Source organism: Nonomuraea sp. JJY05 (assembly GCF_043496855.1).
Taxonomy (GTDB): Bacteria; Actinomycetota; Actinomycetes; order Streptosporangiales; family Streptosporangiaceae; genus Nonomuraea.
The window spans coordinates 1-14,684 of record NZ_JBIEIS010000039.1 but is presented as its reverse complement, the minus strand read 5'-3'; the positions used below and the strand labels follow the sequence as shown (position 1 = coordinate 14,684).

Sequence of the window (14,684 nt, the reverse complement as noted above, 5' to 3'; positions counted from 1 at the left end):
AGGTTTCGGAAAAGATCTATACTTTTGTCCGAAACTCCGCCGGCATCCCCCCTTCACCCCTCAGGAGGGCATCACCGTGGCAAGCAAGACGAAGACCCGTGTCGGACTGGTCGCCGGCGGGCTGGGCGCATATTGGCCGCAGTTCCCCGACCTCCTCCCCCAGCTCCAGCGATCGGCCGACCGGGTCTCCGAACGGATGCGGGAGCTGGACGCGGAGATCGTGGACGTCGGGTTCATCTCCGACGCCCAGGAGGGCGCTGTCGCGGCCGAGAAGTTGCGGGCCGCGGACTGCGACCTCATCGTCGGGTTCCTCACCACGTACATGACGGCCACCATGCTCGTGCCCATCGCGCAGCGCAGCGGTGCGCCCGTGCTGCTGATCAACCTGCAGCCGACCGAGTCGATGGACCACGCCACGTTCGACACCGGCCAGTGGCTCGCCTACTGCGGCGCCTGCCCGCTGCCCGAGATGGCCAACGCCTTCCAGCGGTGCGGCATCCCGTTCCGCTCGGTGTCGGGTTACCTGGAGGACGAGCGCGCCTGGGCCCGCATCACCAGCTGGGTGCGGGCCGCCGGGGCCCGCGCGGCCCTGCGGCACGGCCGCCACGGCCTGATGGGGCACCTCTATCCCGGCATGCTGGACGTCTCCACCGACCTCACACTCGTCTCGGCGAACTTCGGCGGGCACGTCGAGGTGCTGGAGTTCGACGACCTGCGGGTACGCGTGGAGAAGGTCACCGACGCCGAGGTCGCCGCCAAGCGCGCCGAGACCGAGAAGATCTTCGAGCTGGCCGACAGCGTCAACGCCGTCGACCTCGAGTGGGCCTGCCGCGTCTCCGTCGGCCTGGACCGGCTGGTGGAGGACTTCTCGCTGGACAGCCTGGCCTACTACCACCGCGGTCTGGACGGGGAGACGCACGAGCGGCTCGGGGCCGGGATGATCCTGGGCGCGTCCCTGCTCACCGCGCGCGGCATCCCGGCGGCCGGCGAGTACGAGCTGCGCACCAGCCTGGCCATGCTGATCATGGACCGGCTGGGCGCGGGCGGGTCGTTCACCGAGCTCCAGGCGCTGGACTTCCACCGGGGCCACGTCGAGATGGGCCACGACGGTCCCGCCCACCTGGCCATCAGCGCCCGCAGGCCGCTCCTGCGCGGGCTCGGCGTCTACCACGGGAAGCGGGGGTGGGGCGTTTCCGTGGAGTTCGACGTCAAGCACGGGCCGGTGACGGCGTTCGGGATCATCCAGCGCCGCGACGGCCGCTTCGCCCTGGTGGCCTCGGAGGGCGAGACCGTGGACGGTCCGCACCTGCAGATCGGGAACACGACGTCCCGCGTGGACTTCGGCCGCGACCCCGGCGAGTGGACCGACGACTGGAGCGCCACCGGCATGTCCCACCACTGGGCCCTCGGCACCGGCCACCGCGGCGCCGAGCTCAAGGCCCTGGCCCACCTGATGGAAACGGACTACATCCAGGTGTGACCCCTGAACGCCCCTGCCGGCTCGGCAGGGGCGTTCGGAGGGGTACTTTTACCTCCGCTTGTCGATCAATTAACGAGCTGCATGCCGCTGCCGATCTAGGGTCGCGTGCATGGGCTCTCCAGAAGGCGGCCGGCGGGAGTTGATCCTGCGGACGGCGACCCGGCTGTTCGCCGCGCTCGGCTACGACGGCACCTCCACCGAGCAGATCGCGGAGGCCGCGGGGCTGGACACGGCGGCCCTCAGCGCGCATTTCCCCACCAAACGGGGGCTCTATCTCACGGTCATGGAGGAGGCCCACCGGGTGCTGGCGGAGGTCATCGCGGCCAGGGCCGACGAGCTGCGGGACGCCTCGCCCGAACGGCGGCCGGAGGCGCTGCACCGGTTCGTCGACAGGTACATCGACCTGTGCGCCGACCATCCGGAGGTGCCCGCGCTGTGGATGCACCGCTGGCTGTCCGACGCCAGCGACATCGACCTGGAGCCGCTCAACGCCCAGCCGCTGGCCCAGCGCGCCATCGACAGCATCGAGGCGCTCGCCAAGCTCGCGGACGCCGACGCGCACTTCACCACGTACACGATGATCTGGTGCATTCACGGGTTCACGCTGAGCGGGGTGCTCGACGGGACCGGGAGGCGCCGCAACGGCGACGATCCGCGTACGCTGCGGCGCTTCCGCGCGCACATGCACCAGCTGCTCGACCGGGCGCTCAAGCTGTCCGAGTGATCATCGTTCCCGGCGGAGAGGCCTTCAAGAATCTCCGAACGGCAGGGCCGGTTCATGACGAACATTTCGCAAACACGTCAAGCGAGATCTTCCCGAGCGCCCCTCCGCTAGATCTACGCCCTAGCGCACCGTAAGCAATCTGCTACATACGTGCGTGTATCCTGCCCATATGCGAGGTTTCAGACAATTCGGGCGCTCGCACGTCGTGAGCGAGACGGGCTGAGGCGGTGCAGGGAAACGGCGCCCTGGCGACTGGTTCGTCCCTCCTGGACGAGCTGCTGGTCGAAGCCGTCGTCAGCACACGGGCGCACATAGGCAACCTCTATCTCCTGGACGAGAACGGCGACGTCCTGAAAATGGACAGCCAGCTCGGGCTTCCCCCCATGATCGCCAAGGCGTGGGCCAGGGTCAGGACCAACGACCGCGCGCCGATCGCCACGTCGGTGGGCGAGCAGCGGCTGGTCTGGGTTCCCGACAGGGAGGGCCTGGCACGCGAGTTCCCGTCGGCGGCGCTCTCCGTGCCGTACGACTTCGCGGCCGCGGCACACCCTCTCATCTCCGACGGCACCATCTGGGGCGGATTCGTGCTGCTGTGGCCGGCGGGACGGGTGACCCGGCTGACCCAGCGCCAGCTCGACCGGATCGAGGACATCAGCGCCCAGATGGCCGAAGTGCTCCAGGAGGCCGCCGAGCAGGGCCAGCCGATCAGGCCGGGGCCGCGGCCCCGCGTGCTGGACCCGAAGCGCAAGGCCGACCCGCGGCCCGACCTGGTCGCGCTCGACTGCCTGAACCGGCTGCCCGAGGGTTACGGCTCGCTGGACGTCAACGGGCGCGTGATACTCGTGAGCGCCCCCGCCGCCGACCTGCTGTTCAGCTCCGCGTCCGAGCTGCTCGGCAAACGCCTGGGCGAGGCGCTGCCGTGGGTGAACAACCCCGCGTACGAGGACGCCTACCGCGCCGCGGTCGTCGGCCGCCAGGTCACCCACTTCACGGCGCGCAACCCCGCCGGGCGGCAGCTGTCGTTCCGGTTCTTCCCCGGCCTGTCCGGGATCACCGTGCGCATCACGCCGGCCGTCGGCGCCCGCGGCCCGGGCCACCTGATGGCCGGCGCCGAGCGGTCGTCACCGAACGTCGCGCTGCACGAGATCCTGCACCTGGCGACCAAGCTCTCGCGGGCGGTGACCGCGCAGGAGGTGGTCGACCTGGTGGCCGACCACGTCATGCCCGTCTACAACGTCCAGGCCCTGGCCATCCTGACCTCGAAGGGCGGCCGGCTGCGCGTGGACGCCTCGCGGGGCTACAGCCCGCAGGCCATCCAGGATTTCGACGGACGTCCCGTGATCCCGCCGGACCCGGCCAACCACTCCTTCGACGCCGGCCAGCCGTCGTTCTTCTCCACGTGGGACGAACTGCGCAAGGCGTATCCGGGCGCCATCCGCTCGGACGACTTGTCCGCCTGGGCCTTCCTGCCGCTGGTCATCTCGGGCCATCCGATCGGCACGTGCGTGCTCGCCTACGACCGGCCGCACCAGTTCTGCACCAACGAGCGGGCCACCCTGACGGCGCTCGCGGGGCTGATCGCGCAGGCGTACGAGCGGGCCCGGCTCTACGACGTCAAGCACCAGCTCGCCCAGTGCCTGCAGAAGAGCCTGCTGCCGCGCAGGCTGCCCGAGATCCCGGGCCTCGAACTGGCCGCCCACTACCTGCCCGCCACCCCGGGCATGGACATCGGCGGCGACTTCTACGACCTCATCCGCCTCAGCGACACCATGGCCGCGGCGGTCATCGGCGACGTGCAGGGCCACGACGTGACCGCGGCCGCCCTCATGGGCCAGGTGCGCACCGCCATCCACGCCCACGCCACCTCCGGGGCCAGCCCGGGCGAGGTGCTCGCGCGCACCAACCGGCTGCTCAGCGAGCTGTCCCCCGACCGGTTCACCAGCTGCCTGTACGTCAACATCGACCTGCGCAAGCGCATCGCCTGCCTGGCCAGCGCGGGGCACCTGCCGCCGCTGTTCGGCCGGCCCGGCTGGCGTACCGAGGCCATCGACTCCTCCCCCGGGCTGCTGCTCGGCGTGGACCCCGACGCCGAGTACGCCACCACGGAGGTGCCGATGCCGCCCGGCTCCGTGCTGGCCCTCTACACCGACGGCCTCATCGAGGAGCCGGGGCTCAGCATCGGCGAGGCCATCGACGACCTGGCCGAGCGCTTCATGCCCTCGTCCGGCCAGCCCCTGCACGACCTGGCCGAGTCGCTCATCAAGCAGGCCACGGCCGAGCAGCGCATGGACGACATCGCGGTGCTCCTCTGCAGGACGTGAGGCGCCGGCCGGCTGTCAGGGCTCGCGCACCGCGCGCCCCATCCTGGACAGCGCCTGGCGCAGGACGTCCGGCGAGGTGGCGAAGTTGGCGCGCACGCAGCCGGCCCCGCCGGAGCCGAACACGTGCCCCGAGCTCAGGGCGACGCGGGCGCGGTCGAGGAACATTTTCGCCGGTCCGGCGACGTCGCTGACGACGCCGAGCTCGTCGCCCTGCCGGTCATCGTGCAGGCCGAGCCAGGTGCAGTCGAGCCAGGCGAGATAGGTGCCCTCGGGCGGCCGATAGTGCGCCTCAGGGAGGTGTTCCGCGATCAGTTGCCCCAGAAGGGTGCGATTCGCGTCGAGTCCGACTATCAGCTCGTCGAGCCAGGCTCCGCCCTTACGGAATGCCGCGGTGTGCGCGATGACGCCCAGATGGCTGGGGCCATGGCCGACTTCCTCGGGCATCCGCCGAAGGTCGTCAGCGGCGCCGGGGCCCGCGATGACCAGGGCGGCTTTGAGACCGGCGAGGTTCCAGGCCTTGGACGCGGAGGTCAGCGCGAAGCCGTTCTCGGATCCTTCGATGCTGAGGAACGGGATGAAGGTGGCTCCGGGCAGCACGAGCGGGGCGTGGATCTCATCGGCTATCACCCGGACGCCGTGCTCTCCGGCGAGCCGGGCGATCGCCCGCAACTCTTCACGGGTGTGGACGACGCCGGTCGGGTTGTGCGGGTTGCTCATGAGGAACGCGGCGCGACGGCCTTGGCTCCGCGCGCGTACGAATGCCTCTTCCAGGGTGTCGAGGTCGACCCGCAGGTCCGGGCCGAGCCTCGCTTCGACGATCTTCCTGGCGTCGTGCGTGACGAACGCGTAGAAGGGCGGGTAGACCGGCGAGCACACGACGACCGCGTCGCCGGGGTCGGTGATCAGGCGGAGGACCTCGACGATGCCCATCATGACGTCGGGCACGACGGCTGTGCGCTCGACGCGCACGCCGTCCCACCGCCATCGCTCGCGAGCGAACTCCGCGAGAGCCTCGGCATAGGCGGTCCCGTACGGGTACCCGGTGTCGCCGAGGTCGATCGCTCTGTGCAGCGCTTCGGCGACGGGAGGAGCGAGCGGCACGTCCATCTCCGCCACCCAGAGCGGGAGCACGTCAGCGGGATGGGCGCGCCACTTCATGCTCGTGCGCTCGCGCAGCTGTTCGAGCGACAGCTGTACGAGAGGATCGGCCCGCCGGGCCTCCGAGGCTCTCTTCATCCGATCATCATGCTGGTCATGCATCCAGGTACGCTTTCACGTCCGCCGCGGTTGCGACGCCGTGGGGCACCCGGACGCCCTCGTCACGGTTCGAAGCTGATCCGTCCGACGACGGACGGCGTGGCGCGGCTGACCATCACCTCGCCGCGCTCGACGGCGGTCTCCCGCACCCCGAACCGGGCCCCGAGGCTCTCCTGGACCCCGACCACCGCGCTCTCGGCGCGGGAGGCCGCCTCCGCGTCCCCGAACATCGTGATCGTCATCACGGTCCCGCCGCCGGTGTCGACGGCGGTGTAGAGGACCGATCCCACCTGTTCGGGGACGCGGTCGGCGAACTCCCGGTCCACGTGCTTCACCATCTCGGCGATCGCGCTCGCGTCCGCGCTGTAGTGCCTGACTATCGCATACATGCGGATCACGTTATATCCCCATGCGAGGACTTTCAAGTCCCCAAATAAGGACTTAAACCACGGCCCCCGTGACGCGCCGGCGCTTGACGGGCGGCCCCGGGGGCGGCTTCCGGTCGAACCGGGCCAGCCAGACGGCCAGCGGCCCGGCCACGAAGGCTGACGACAGCGTGCCCGTCACGATCCCGGTCACCAGCGCCAGCGCGAAGTCCCGCAGGGAGTCCCCGCCGAAGGCCATGAGCGCCAGCAGGATGAACAGCGCGCCGAGGCCGGTGTTGACCGTGCGCGGCATGGTCTGCAGGATGGCCGCGTTCACGGCCGTGGCGAACGGGCGGCGGGGCGACCAGAGCTCGCGTACCCGGTCGAAGACCACGACCTTGTCGTTGACCGAGTAGCCGACGATCGTCAGCATCGCGGCCAGGAAGATCCCGTCGACCGGCTTGCCGAGCCACGCGAACATGCCCACCACCACGGTCACGTCCACCAGCAGCGCCAGCACCGCCGCCGCGCCGAACGTCCACCTGAACCTGACCGCCAGGTAGGCCAGCTGCATGGACACGGCCACGCCGAGCGCGACGAGGGCGTTGCGGCGCAGCTCCTGGCCCAGGCTCGGGCCGACGAACTCCTCGCTCCGCTTGGTCACCTCCCCCGCCTGCCGCTCCAGCTCCTGCTCGATCCTGGCCACGTCGTCCAGGCCGAGCCGCCCGGCGCGTACGGTGACACCGTCGCCGCTCGTCTGCACGACCGCCGAGGGGAACCCGGCCCGCGAGACGGCCTGCCCCGCCGCGTCGGCCGACAGCGGCTTCGCGGTGGCGAACTCGACGAGCCGCCCGCCGGTGAACTCCACGCCGAAGTTCAGCCCGCGGGCCAGCAGCCCGGCCACGGCCGCCGCCACCAGCGTGCCCGCGACGGCCAGCCACAGCCTCCTGGCCTTCATGAGCTGGGGGTTCCTGCGCGTCAGCCAGGTCCGTACGGCTCCCGGCGAGCCCAGGCCCGACAGCCGCGGCCCGACCCGGCCGATGACGGCGTGGGCGAGCACGCGGGTGATCAGCATGGCCGAGACCAGCGAGGCCAGCACGCCCACGGCCAGCGTCACGCCGAAGCCCTTGACCGGCCCCGAGGCCAGCCAGAACAGCAGGCCCGCGGCGATCAGGGTCGTGACGTTGGAGTCGGCGATGGCGCTCCAGGCGTTCCTGAACCCCCGGTCCAGGGCGACCTTCAGCCCGCGGCCGCGTCCCTGGTCGTACTCCTCCCTGGCCCGTTCGAAGACCAGCACGTTGGCGTCGATGGCCATGCCGATGGCCAGCACGAACCCGGCCAGCCCCGGCAGCGTGAACGTCGCTCCCATCGCCACCAGCGCCGCGTACGAGATCAGGCCGTAGCAGGCGAGCGCGAGCGTAGAGAGCAGCCCGGACATCCGGTAGACCGCGACGATGAAGGCGGCCGTCAGGGCCAGCCCGGCGACCGCCGCCTTGGCGCTCGCCTCGATGGCCGCCGCGCCGAGCGTCGGGCCGACCGTGCGCTGCTCGACGATGGTGAGCGGCACGGGCAGCGCGCCACCCTTGATCAGCACGGCCAGGTCGCGGGCCTCGCCGTGGGCGAACGAGCCCGTGATGTCAGCGCTCCCGCCGGGGATGCCGGTACGGCACGGGATCGACGGGTCGAGCGGCGGCGAGGAGATGACCTCGTCGTCGAGCACGATCGCGATCCGGCGCTTGGGATCGCCCACCGGCTCGCACGCCGCCGCGCCGCTCATCCGCTGCCAGGCGCCCGCGTCGCGGAAGTCGATGCTCACCCACCAGCCGGGGCCACGTTGGGGGTCGCTCTGCTCGACGGCGTCGGCGATGCCCTCGCCGGTGATGGCGGCGGGCCCGAGCCGCAACCGCCCGCCGTTCTCGTCGCGTACGCCGCCCTCGTCGCCCAGGACGGGGTGGAAGGCGAGCTGCGCGGTACGGCCGATGACCTCGGCCGCCTGCCGCGGGTCGAGCACGCCGGGCAGCTCGACGATGATCCGCCGCTCGCCGGAGCGGACCAGGGTGGGATCGACCACACCGAGCGCGTCCGCCCGCTGGCGGAGCACGTCGAGGGCGCGGTCGGTGGCGGCCGAGTCGGCCTTGACGGTGGGCGAGTCTCTCGTCTCGAAGACGAGCTGGGTGCCACCGCGCAGATCCAGGCCCAGGCGCGGCGCGCTGACGAGGGCCAGGATCGAGGAGATCGCGATGACGGCAAGGGCCGTCACCGCACGCCAAACAGGCGCACGGAACATGAAAGCCTCCACAGGCTCAGATGTGCGAAAAGGGGATCTTCAGCACCCTGTGGAGGGCGGCCCCCGCGCGGGGGCCGCCGCCGGCCGGCGGTCGGTGGGGACGTCGGCGGCCGGGCCCGCGACCACGGCCACCCAGCCCCGCCGGGGCCGCGGCAGGACCGACGGCAGCACGGCCGGCCCAGCGGGCGGGGCGGTGCCGAGCAGGCCGTTGCGGGCCTGACCCACGGCCTCCCGGTACGGCTCACGCTGGAGCCCCGGATGCTCCTGGACGGTCGCGTGCACCGCCACGACGTGCGGGGCGACCTGGGCCTGAGCGGAGGCCGGCAGGAACCACGACAGGAGAAGGAGCAACGCGGCAGGCAGCCTGGTGCGCATGTCGCCTCCTCCTCCTCGAAGCCTCAACCTAGCCCAGGAAAGGCCTCCCCGGGGGTACGGGTGTCCTCGCCCGGCGTGCTGGGGCTCCTGGTGCGGCCGGCCTGCCTCTTCAGCGGCTCTCGACGGCCATCCGCAGGCCGAGGGCGACCAGGACGGTCCCGCTGACGGCGTCCAGCCGGCGGCGGATGGCCGGTCGGCGAAACCACGCGCCGGCCCACCCGACCACTGCGGCCAGCCCGAGATAGAAGACGATCTCGACCGCCACCTGGAGCAGCGCCAGCAGCGCGGTCGTGGCCAGCAGCGGCTGGTCGGCGGGCACGAACTGCGGATAGAACGCGATCATGAACGCGGCGGCCTTGGGGTTGGCCAGCATCACCAGCGCCCCTTCCCCGAAGGCCTTCCACCAGGTCCGCGCCGAGGCGGCCGGCACCTCTGGGCCGGCTTCCTGCGCCGGCCCTTCCTTGCGGCTGCGCCAGGCGGCCCGCCAGGACTTCACCCCGAGATACAGCAAGAAGGCCGCGCCGACCGCGCGAAGGACGATGTAGGCGACCTCTGAGGCGGCCACCAGGGCGGCCAGCCCGGCGCCGGCGCACAACGCCCACACATAAAGGCCGGCCTCCAGCCCCAAAACAGTCGGCACGGCGCCGGCCAGCCCCCGCAACGCCGCACGGCGCAGGATCAGTGCCATCGCCGGGCCCGGTGACGCCGAGATCAGCACGACGGCGACGATGAACGTGGGAAGAGAGGCGACGATGTCCATGGCGAAGATACGAGTCCTTCTGTCGAGGGGCGCGCGATGCCCGGGCGTGGCACCAGGACGAGGTCATTCACGACGGGAACCGATGGTGAGGACATCGGACAGCAGTCCGTAAGCCGTGTCCCGCACGGTCGGCGCATGAGAGGACACCGAGATCGGGCACAGCAGCCGCGAGGTGATGTGCAGGCCCAAGCTGGTGCCCGACAGGGAATAGAACGGGCTTGTCGGACCCACCTCGGTGAGGCTGACCCGAGCGCCGGAGGGGGCCCCGTCGATCAGGCGCACCGAGCCCATGCTGACGAGGCGCCGTCCTGTGGTGTGCGCCGCGACCGCACGGGAGCGGGCGTCTTCGTTCACCGGTTCGATCTCGATCTGATCCAGCTTCAGCGGGGCGTCCCATACTGCGGCGCACAGAGCGGCAAGCTTCACCGCCGTGTCCCATCCGTCCAGGTCACAGGAGGGGTCCGCTTCGGTGATCTCCATGGAGTGCGCAAGCGACACGGCGTCTTGCAAGCTCGAACCGGCAGACAGGGCATCGAGCACGATGTTGGAGGTCGAGTTCAGGAGTCCGGAGATCTCCGTGATGCCGGCTGCCGGCAGCGTCCGCTCGATGAGATTGAACACCGGCAGGCCATCGGCGACGGCGGACTCGAAGCGGTAGCAGACTCCATGCTGTCGCGCGATGGCGCGTAGCCGGCTCAAGGCATGTGCCACAGGACCCTTGTTCGCGCTCACCACGCTACGGCCGCCGGCCAAGGCCGCTTCGGTGACCTCGATCGCGGCCGCGCCCGTGAAAGGTTCGAGCGGCATCGTCTCGACGATGATGTCCGCGGGGCACGTCGAGGCGAACCAGGCGGGCGAGGTCGCGGCGGGTCCCTGAGGAATCCCTCGGTCGGCCCGATCGAGGAGGTCTTCGAGGTTGAGACCCGATTCCGCCACCGCGCTTCCGAACCTGCGCGTCGTCACCCCGGTGACGCGAAGATCGATGCCGTGTTGACGGCGAATCCTCGCCGACTCCTGGAGGACGAGTCGGGCGAGTGCTGTGCCGACCGCGCCGAATCCCACCAAGCCCAGGCCGACCACGGCCGCCCGCCTCTCCCCCATGCGCTCAAGGCCCCATCAGAATATAAAAGGTCTACTTGCAGGCCCATAGAGTAGAACCCCTCCCGAACAAGGTCAACAGTGAACCTCCCGCGCAGGTCCCGACCTATGTCTTCGGCCCACCGGAAGCTTCGGTCGCGCCGCCAGCTGATACCTCCAGGGCCTGTCCGCCGATCACGAGAGTGAAACTGCCTCGGTCAGCAGGTCGCCGTGCGAGGTTGACGAGTATGCGGCTCGTCGATAATTTGGGCCAAACTTAAGCCCATTAACCGAGACGATGTCAGAGGCGCGCGCCACCCCCACGGCGACGGCCTTCCCCCCAGGAGACGCACAGTGAATGAAGACCTGGATGTAGCGGCGTTGAGATCGCAGTTCCCGGCGTTGAGCAGAACCTCACGAGACGGCCGCGCGGTGGCCTTCCTGGACGGTCCTGGAGGGACTCAAGTCCCCGAGCCACCTTGAACTTCAACCTGTCTCGCGCCCTGGGCCGGACGCTCAAGCCCGGGGACGAGATCGTCACGACTTCCCTCGATCACGAGGCCAACGTGTCCCCCTGGCGACTCCTGGCCGAAGACCGCGGCCTCGTGGTGCGCCAGGTCCGCCTGACGGACGAACTCACGCTGGACATGGACGATCTACGGTCCAAGCTCAACGACCGGACGCGGGTGGTGGCGTTCTACTTGGCCTCGAACGCCGTAGGCACGCTCACGGACGCACCGCGGATCGCCGAACTCGCGCACAGCGTGGGAGCGTTGGCATGGGTGGACGCGGTCGCCTTCGCGCCACACCGACGCATGAACGTCGAGCGCATCGGGGCCGACGTTCTGCTCTGCTCCCCCTACAAGCTCTTCGGCCCGCACCTGGGCATGGCGTGGATGCGGCCGGAGCCGGCCGAAGCCCTGCCGGCCGAGCGGGTGCGGCCGGCCGGCGAGCAACCGCCGGGCCACCGCTTCGAAACGGGAACGCTGTCTCACGAGGCGATCGCCGGCTTCATCGGCGCGGTCGTATATCTGGCGTCCCTGGGCGGCGGTGGGACCGCCCTCGGCAGCGCACGACGTCGATGAAGGTCTGCTGCGGGCCGGAATCGTTCATTACAACACCGAACAGGATGTCGACCGATTCCTGGCCGAACTCCAGCATATTCTGCGAGATGGATCTCATGCGCCGTCCGGCCCTGCCGCCGAAGGGCGACTGCAGTGTATGTGAAACGCCGATTTCCCGGCCTGGCAGTCGATCCGCGTTTCTGTGTGCCCGCCGTAGCGGACGCGTTTGTCTGGTGCGCGGTCGACGACATCGGCCCCATACAATGCGGATGTGTCCTTGCCGGAGCCGACCTTCACTCCCGTAGCCAATCTGACCGCCAGCGAAGCTGTCGCGGACGTCTTGCGGCGCGCTGTCGCGGTCGGTGCGATCCAGCCCGGTCAACGGCTGCCTCCCGAGCGCGAACTGGCCCAGTCGCTCGGTGTCGCACGGATGACGCTACGCGCGGCCGTTCGGACGTTGAACGACGAAGGCCTGCTGATCACCAGCCGCGGACGTTCCGGCGGCACAGTGGTGGCCCAGGACGCTCCTCCCCGAAAAGGGCCGGCGGATTCGGCAGGCAAAAGACTCGTCGCGATGGTCGCCGACAACATGGAAGTCCGGCTGGCCGTCGAACCGCTGGCGGCAGCCCTCTGCGCCGCACGCGGCAGCCGCGAGAACCACGCTGAGATCAACGCTCTGGTCGAAGAACAAGCGGCGAGCATGCGCCACTACCGGCTGCTGGACTCCCGGTTTCACCTGACGATAGCCCAGGCGTCCGGAAATTCGGTGCTCGTCGAGACGATCGAACGGCTGCGGACCGACTTCTTCCTGTGGGCCGACACGATGTTCATTCATCTTGAATGGGAAGGGCTTCCCGCGGTCGTTCAGGACTTCTCCGCAGAGCATCGAGATTTGGCGCGGGCGATAGCCGCCCGGGACGCCGCACGAGCCGAAGAACTCACGCGCCGACACATCTCTGCGGGGCTCGTCACAATCGAGAAATTGCTGGAATCAAGCGTTCGCTGACCGGGCGCCCACCCGGTGCGGCTGTGATGGTCAACATGCAAACAGATCCTTACGAGTTGCTACAAATTATCTCCCGCTCGCATGCCCGGCTGCTGAAATTGCTCGACGGCCTGGATGACAGAACGGCGAGCATGGACTCGGCCCTACCCGGGTGGACACGAAGCCATGTTCTGAAGCACCTCGCGGACAATGCGCGCGCCTTTGACCGCCAAGCGCGCCACGCGCTGCGTGGCCGGCTCGTCGACATGTACGACGGCGGCCAGACGATGCGTGATCTGTCCATCGACCAGGGCGCCTCCAGCCCGTTGGCCCAACTCCGGGAGGAACTCGAGCATGCCCAGCAAGCCCTGGAAGAAGCCTGGAGCCTGCTGACGCCGGAAGACTGGTCCCGCCCGGTGCGCTTCCGCAACGCCACCGTGCTGGACACCGCACTGGCACGGTGGAGAGAAGCGGAGATCCACGCCGTCGACCTCGCAGCCGGCTACAGGCCACGCGACTGGTCGCTGCGGTTCGCCCTGCACGCGCTGGATTTCCTGGCCGCCAGGGCCCCGGCCGGCACCCGGCTGATCTTGCGGGCCACCGACCATGACGTCCACAACGTCCTCGGATCTGGAGCAACAGTCGAGGTCTCTGGAGCAGTGCGCGACCTCGCGGCCTGGATGGCCGGCCGCCGCCTTGACGCCCACCTGCGCACCACCGCCTCCGAGTTGCCGGAACTGGGCCCTTGGCCCCCTGACCCAGCGGACTGAACACCTTGGACGCATTCCGTACCAGCTCTGCGCGCGTTGACCCCTCACGCGGTCACTCGCCCGCGCAACGGGGGCGAGAGCGAGAACAAGCGGCGATCGAGGCGCTGATCGCGCAGGCCAGGGGTGGCCGGAGCGGGAGCCTGATCCTGCGGGGCGAGCCCGGCATCGGCAAGTCCGCGCTCCTCGACCACGCCGCCCGGTCCTCGCCGGGCATGCGACAACTTCGTGGCACCGGTATCGAGACCGAGGCCGAGCTGCCGTTCGCGGCGCTGCACCTGCTGCTGCGCCCGGCCCTCGACCGGATCGGCCGGCTTCCCGAGCCGCAGGCCAGGGCGCTGGAGGGCGCGTTCGGCCTGGCCGCCGCCCCGCAGGACCGCTTCCTCATCGGCCTGGCCGCCCTGTCGCTGCTCACCGAGCTGGCCGAGGACGGCCCGCTGCTCTGCCTGGTCGACGACGCCCAGTGGATGGACCGGCCGTCGGCCGAGGCACTGCTGTTCGCGGCCCGGCGGCTGCACTCGGAGGGGATCGCCCTGCTGTTCGCGGCCAGGGACGCCTTCCCCGCGCCCGGGGTGCCCGAGTTGCGGCTCGAAGGCCTCGACCGGCAGGCCGCCGACGCCCTGCTGCGCGAGCAGGCGCCCGGCCTGGGCCCCGCCGTGCGGGAGCGGATCCTCGCCGAGAGCGGCGGGAACCCCCTCGCCCTGATCGAGCTGCCCCGGATGCCCGATTCGCCGCACCACGCGCAGGAACCGCTGCCGTTGCCGCGCCGGATCCAGGAGGCCTACGAGGCGCGGATCGCGGTCCTGCCGCCGGACAGCCAGACGATGCTGCTGGTCGCCGCCCTGGACGACGCCGGGGATCTCGACGTCGTCCTGCGCGCGGCCGCGAAGCTGGGGGCCGGTACCGCCGCCCTGGGCCCGGCCGAACGCGCCGGGTTCCTGTCGACCGCGGGCGGGCGGCTGTCGTTCGGACACCCGCTGATGCGGGCCGCGGCGGCGCGGCGGGCGGCCTACGACGAGCGCCTGGCCGTGCACCGCGCCCTGGCCGAGGTGCTGGACGAGGAGCAGGACGCCGACCGCCGCGCCTGGCACCTGGCCGCCGCCGTGACCGGCCGCGACGAGCCGATCGCCGCCGCGCTCGAACAGGCCGCCGGCCGCGCCCGTGAACGCGCCGGCCACGCGGCGGCCGGCGCGGCCCTGGAGCGGGCCGCCCGGCTCACCCC

General features: G+C 70.5%; 13 protein-coding genes. 7 read left to right on the top strand and 6 right to left on the bottom strand.

Annotation, left to right across the window (positions count from 1 at the left end; all coding sequences use genetic code 11):
• The first annotated feature begins 76 nt into the window (after positions 1-76).
• The 3 genes from ACFKCF_RS44480 to ACFKCF_RS44470 all read left to right on the top strand — a co-directional run bounded on the left by ACFKCF_RS44480 (position 77) and on the right by ACFKCF_RS44470 (position 4,525).
• Positions 77-1,480 (top strand): arabinose isomerase, encoded by a 1,404-nt coding sequence (locus ACFKCF_RS44480; protein ID WP_394501419.1) that lies wholly within the window; start codon positions 77-79, stop codon positions 1,478-1,480.
• A gap of 109 nt (positions 1,481-1,589) precedes the next feature.
• Positions 1,590-2,204: a TetR/AcrR family transcriptional regulator gene (locus tag ACFKCF_RS44475; RefSeq protein WP_394501418.1), complete on the top strand. Its 615-nt coding sequence runs from the start codon at positions 1,590-1,592 to the stop codon at positions 2,202-2,204.
• Positions 2,205-2,431: 227 nt separating this feature from the next.
• Positions 2,432-4,525, top strand: coding sequence for a SpoIIE family protein phosphatase (locus tag ACFKCF_RS44470; protein WP_394501417.1), 2,094 nt, complete (start codon positions 2,432-2,434; stop codon positions 4,523-4,525).
• Between the two features lie 15 nt (positions 4,526-4,540).
• Here ACFKCF_RS44470 and ACFKCF_RS44465 read toward each other — a convergent pair whose 3' ends face one another.
• The 6 genes from ACFKCF_RS44465 to ACFKCF_RS44440 form a co-directional block, all read right to left on the bottom strand.
• A complete protein-coding gene (locus ACFKCF_RS44465; protein ID WP_394501416.1) occupies positions 4,541-5,761 on the bottom strand; it encodes a MalY/PatB family protein in 1,221 nt (406 codons plus the stop codon).
• An 83-nt stretch (positions 5,762-5,844) separates the two neighbouring features.
• Complete coding sequence (locus ACFKCF_RS44460; protein WP_394501415.1) at positions 5,845-6,171, bottom strand: hypothetical protein; 327 nt, start codon at positions 6,169-6,171, stop codon at positions 5,845-5,847.
• 52 nt (positions 6,172-6,223) lie between these two features.
• Positions 6,224-8,434 carry a protein translocase subunit SecD gene (gene secD, locus ACFKCF_RS44455; protein ID WP_394501414.1) on the bottom strand — a complete coding sequence of 737 codons (2,211 nt, stop codon included), beginning with the start codon at positions 8,432-8,434 and terminating at the stop codon, positions 6,224-6,226.
• A gap of 39 nt (positions 8,435-8,473) precedes the next feature.
• The gene (locus tag ACFKCF_RS44450; protein ID WP_394501413.1) at positions 8,474-8,809 is read right to left on the bottom strand and encodes a hypothetical protein; all 336 of its coding nucleotides are present in this window, start codon (positions 8,807-8,809) and stop codon (positions 8,474-8,476) included.
• A 109-nt stretch (positions 8,810-8,918) separates the two neighbouring features.
• On the bottom strand, positions 8,919-9,569 hold the full coding sequence (locus ACFKCF_RS44445; protein ID WP_394501411.1) for a LysE family translocator: 651 nt from the start codon (positions 9,567-9,569) through the stop codon (positions 8,919-8,921).
• A gap of 63 nt (positions 9,570-9,632) precedes the next feature.
• The gene (locus ACFKCF_RS44440; RefSeq protein ID WP_394501410.1) at positions 9,633-10,649 is read right to left on the bottom strand and encodes a homoserine dehydrogenase; all 1,017 of its coding nucleotides are present in this window, start codon (positions 10,647-10,649) and stop codon (positions 9,633-9,635) included.
• A gap of 476 nt (positions 10,650-11,125) precedes the next feature.
• Here ACFKCF_RS44440 and ACFKCF_RS44435 point away from each other — a divergent pair, with 476 nt between their 5' ends.
• The 4 genes from ACFKCF_RS44435 to ACFKCF_RS44420 form a co-directional block, all read left to right on the top strand.
• Positions 11,126-11,731 carry an aminotransferase class V-fold PLP-dependent enzyme gene (locus ACFKCF_RS44435; RefSeq protein ID WP_394501409.1) on the top strand — a complete coding sequence of 202 codons (606 nt, stop codon included), beginning with the start codon at positions 11,126-11,128 and terminating at the stop codon, positions 11,729-11,731.
• A 250-nt stretch (positions 11,732-11,981) separates the two neighbouring features.
• Positions 11,982-12,716 (top strand): FadR/GntR family transcriptional regulator, encoded by a 735-nt coding sequence (locus tag ACFKCF_RS44430; RefSeq protein ID WP_394501408.1) that lies wholly within the window; start codon positions 11,982-11,984, stop codon positions 12,714-12,716.
• Between the two features lie 26 nt (positions 12,717-12,742).
• A complete protein-coding gene (locus ACFKCF_RS44425; RefSeq protein ID WP_394501522.1) occupies positions 12,743-13,465 on the top strand; it encodes a maleylpyruvate isomerase family mycothiol-dependent enzyme in 723 nt (240 codons plus the stop codon).
• Positions 13,466-13,470: 5 nt separating this feature from the next.
• Positions 13,471-14,684: AAA family ATPase (locus tag ACFKCF_RS44420; protein WP_394501407.1), on the top strand; the 1,214-nt coding region annotated here is incomplete at its 3' end.

Bases quoted from the DNA above. Each gene is read 5' to 3' on its own strand.
- ACFKCF_RS44465 (WP_394501416.1), bottom strand. From the start codon at position 5,761: ATGAAGAGAGCCTCGGAGGCCCGGCGGGCCGATCCTCTCGTACAGCTG.
- ACFKCF_RS44450 (WP_394501413.1), bottom strand. From the start codon at position 8,809: ATGCGCACCAGGCTGCCTGCCGCGTTGCTCCTTCTCCTGTCGTGGTTC.
- ACFKCF_RS44445 (WP_394501411.1), bottom strand. From the start codon at position 9,569: ATGGACATCGTCGCCTCTCTTCCCACGTTCATCGTCGCCGTCGTGCTG.
- ACFKCF_RS44460 (WP_394501415.1), bottom strand. From the start codon at position 6,171: ATGTATGCGATAGTCAGGCACTACAGCGCGGACGCGAGCGCGATCGCC.
- ACFKCF_RS44475 (WP_394501418.1), top strand. From the start codon at position 1,590: ATGGGCTCTCCAGAAGGCGGCCGGCGGGAGTTGATCCTGCGGACGGCG.
- secD (WP_394501414.1), bottom strand. From the start codon at position 8,434: ATGTTCCGTGCGCCTGTTTGGCGTGCGGTGACGGCCCTTGCCGTCATC.
- ACFKCF_RS44425 (WP_394501522.1), top strand. From the start codon at position 12,743: ATGGTCAACATGCAAACAGATCCTTACGAGTTGCTACAAATTATCTCC.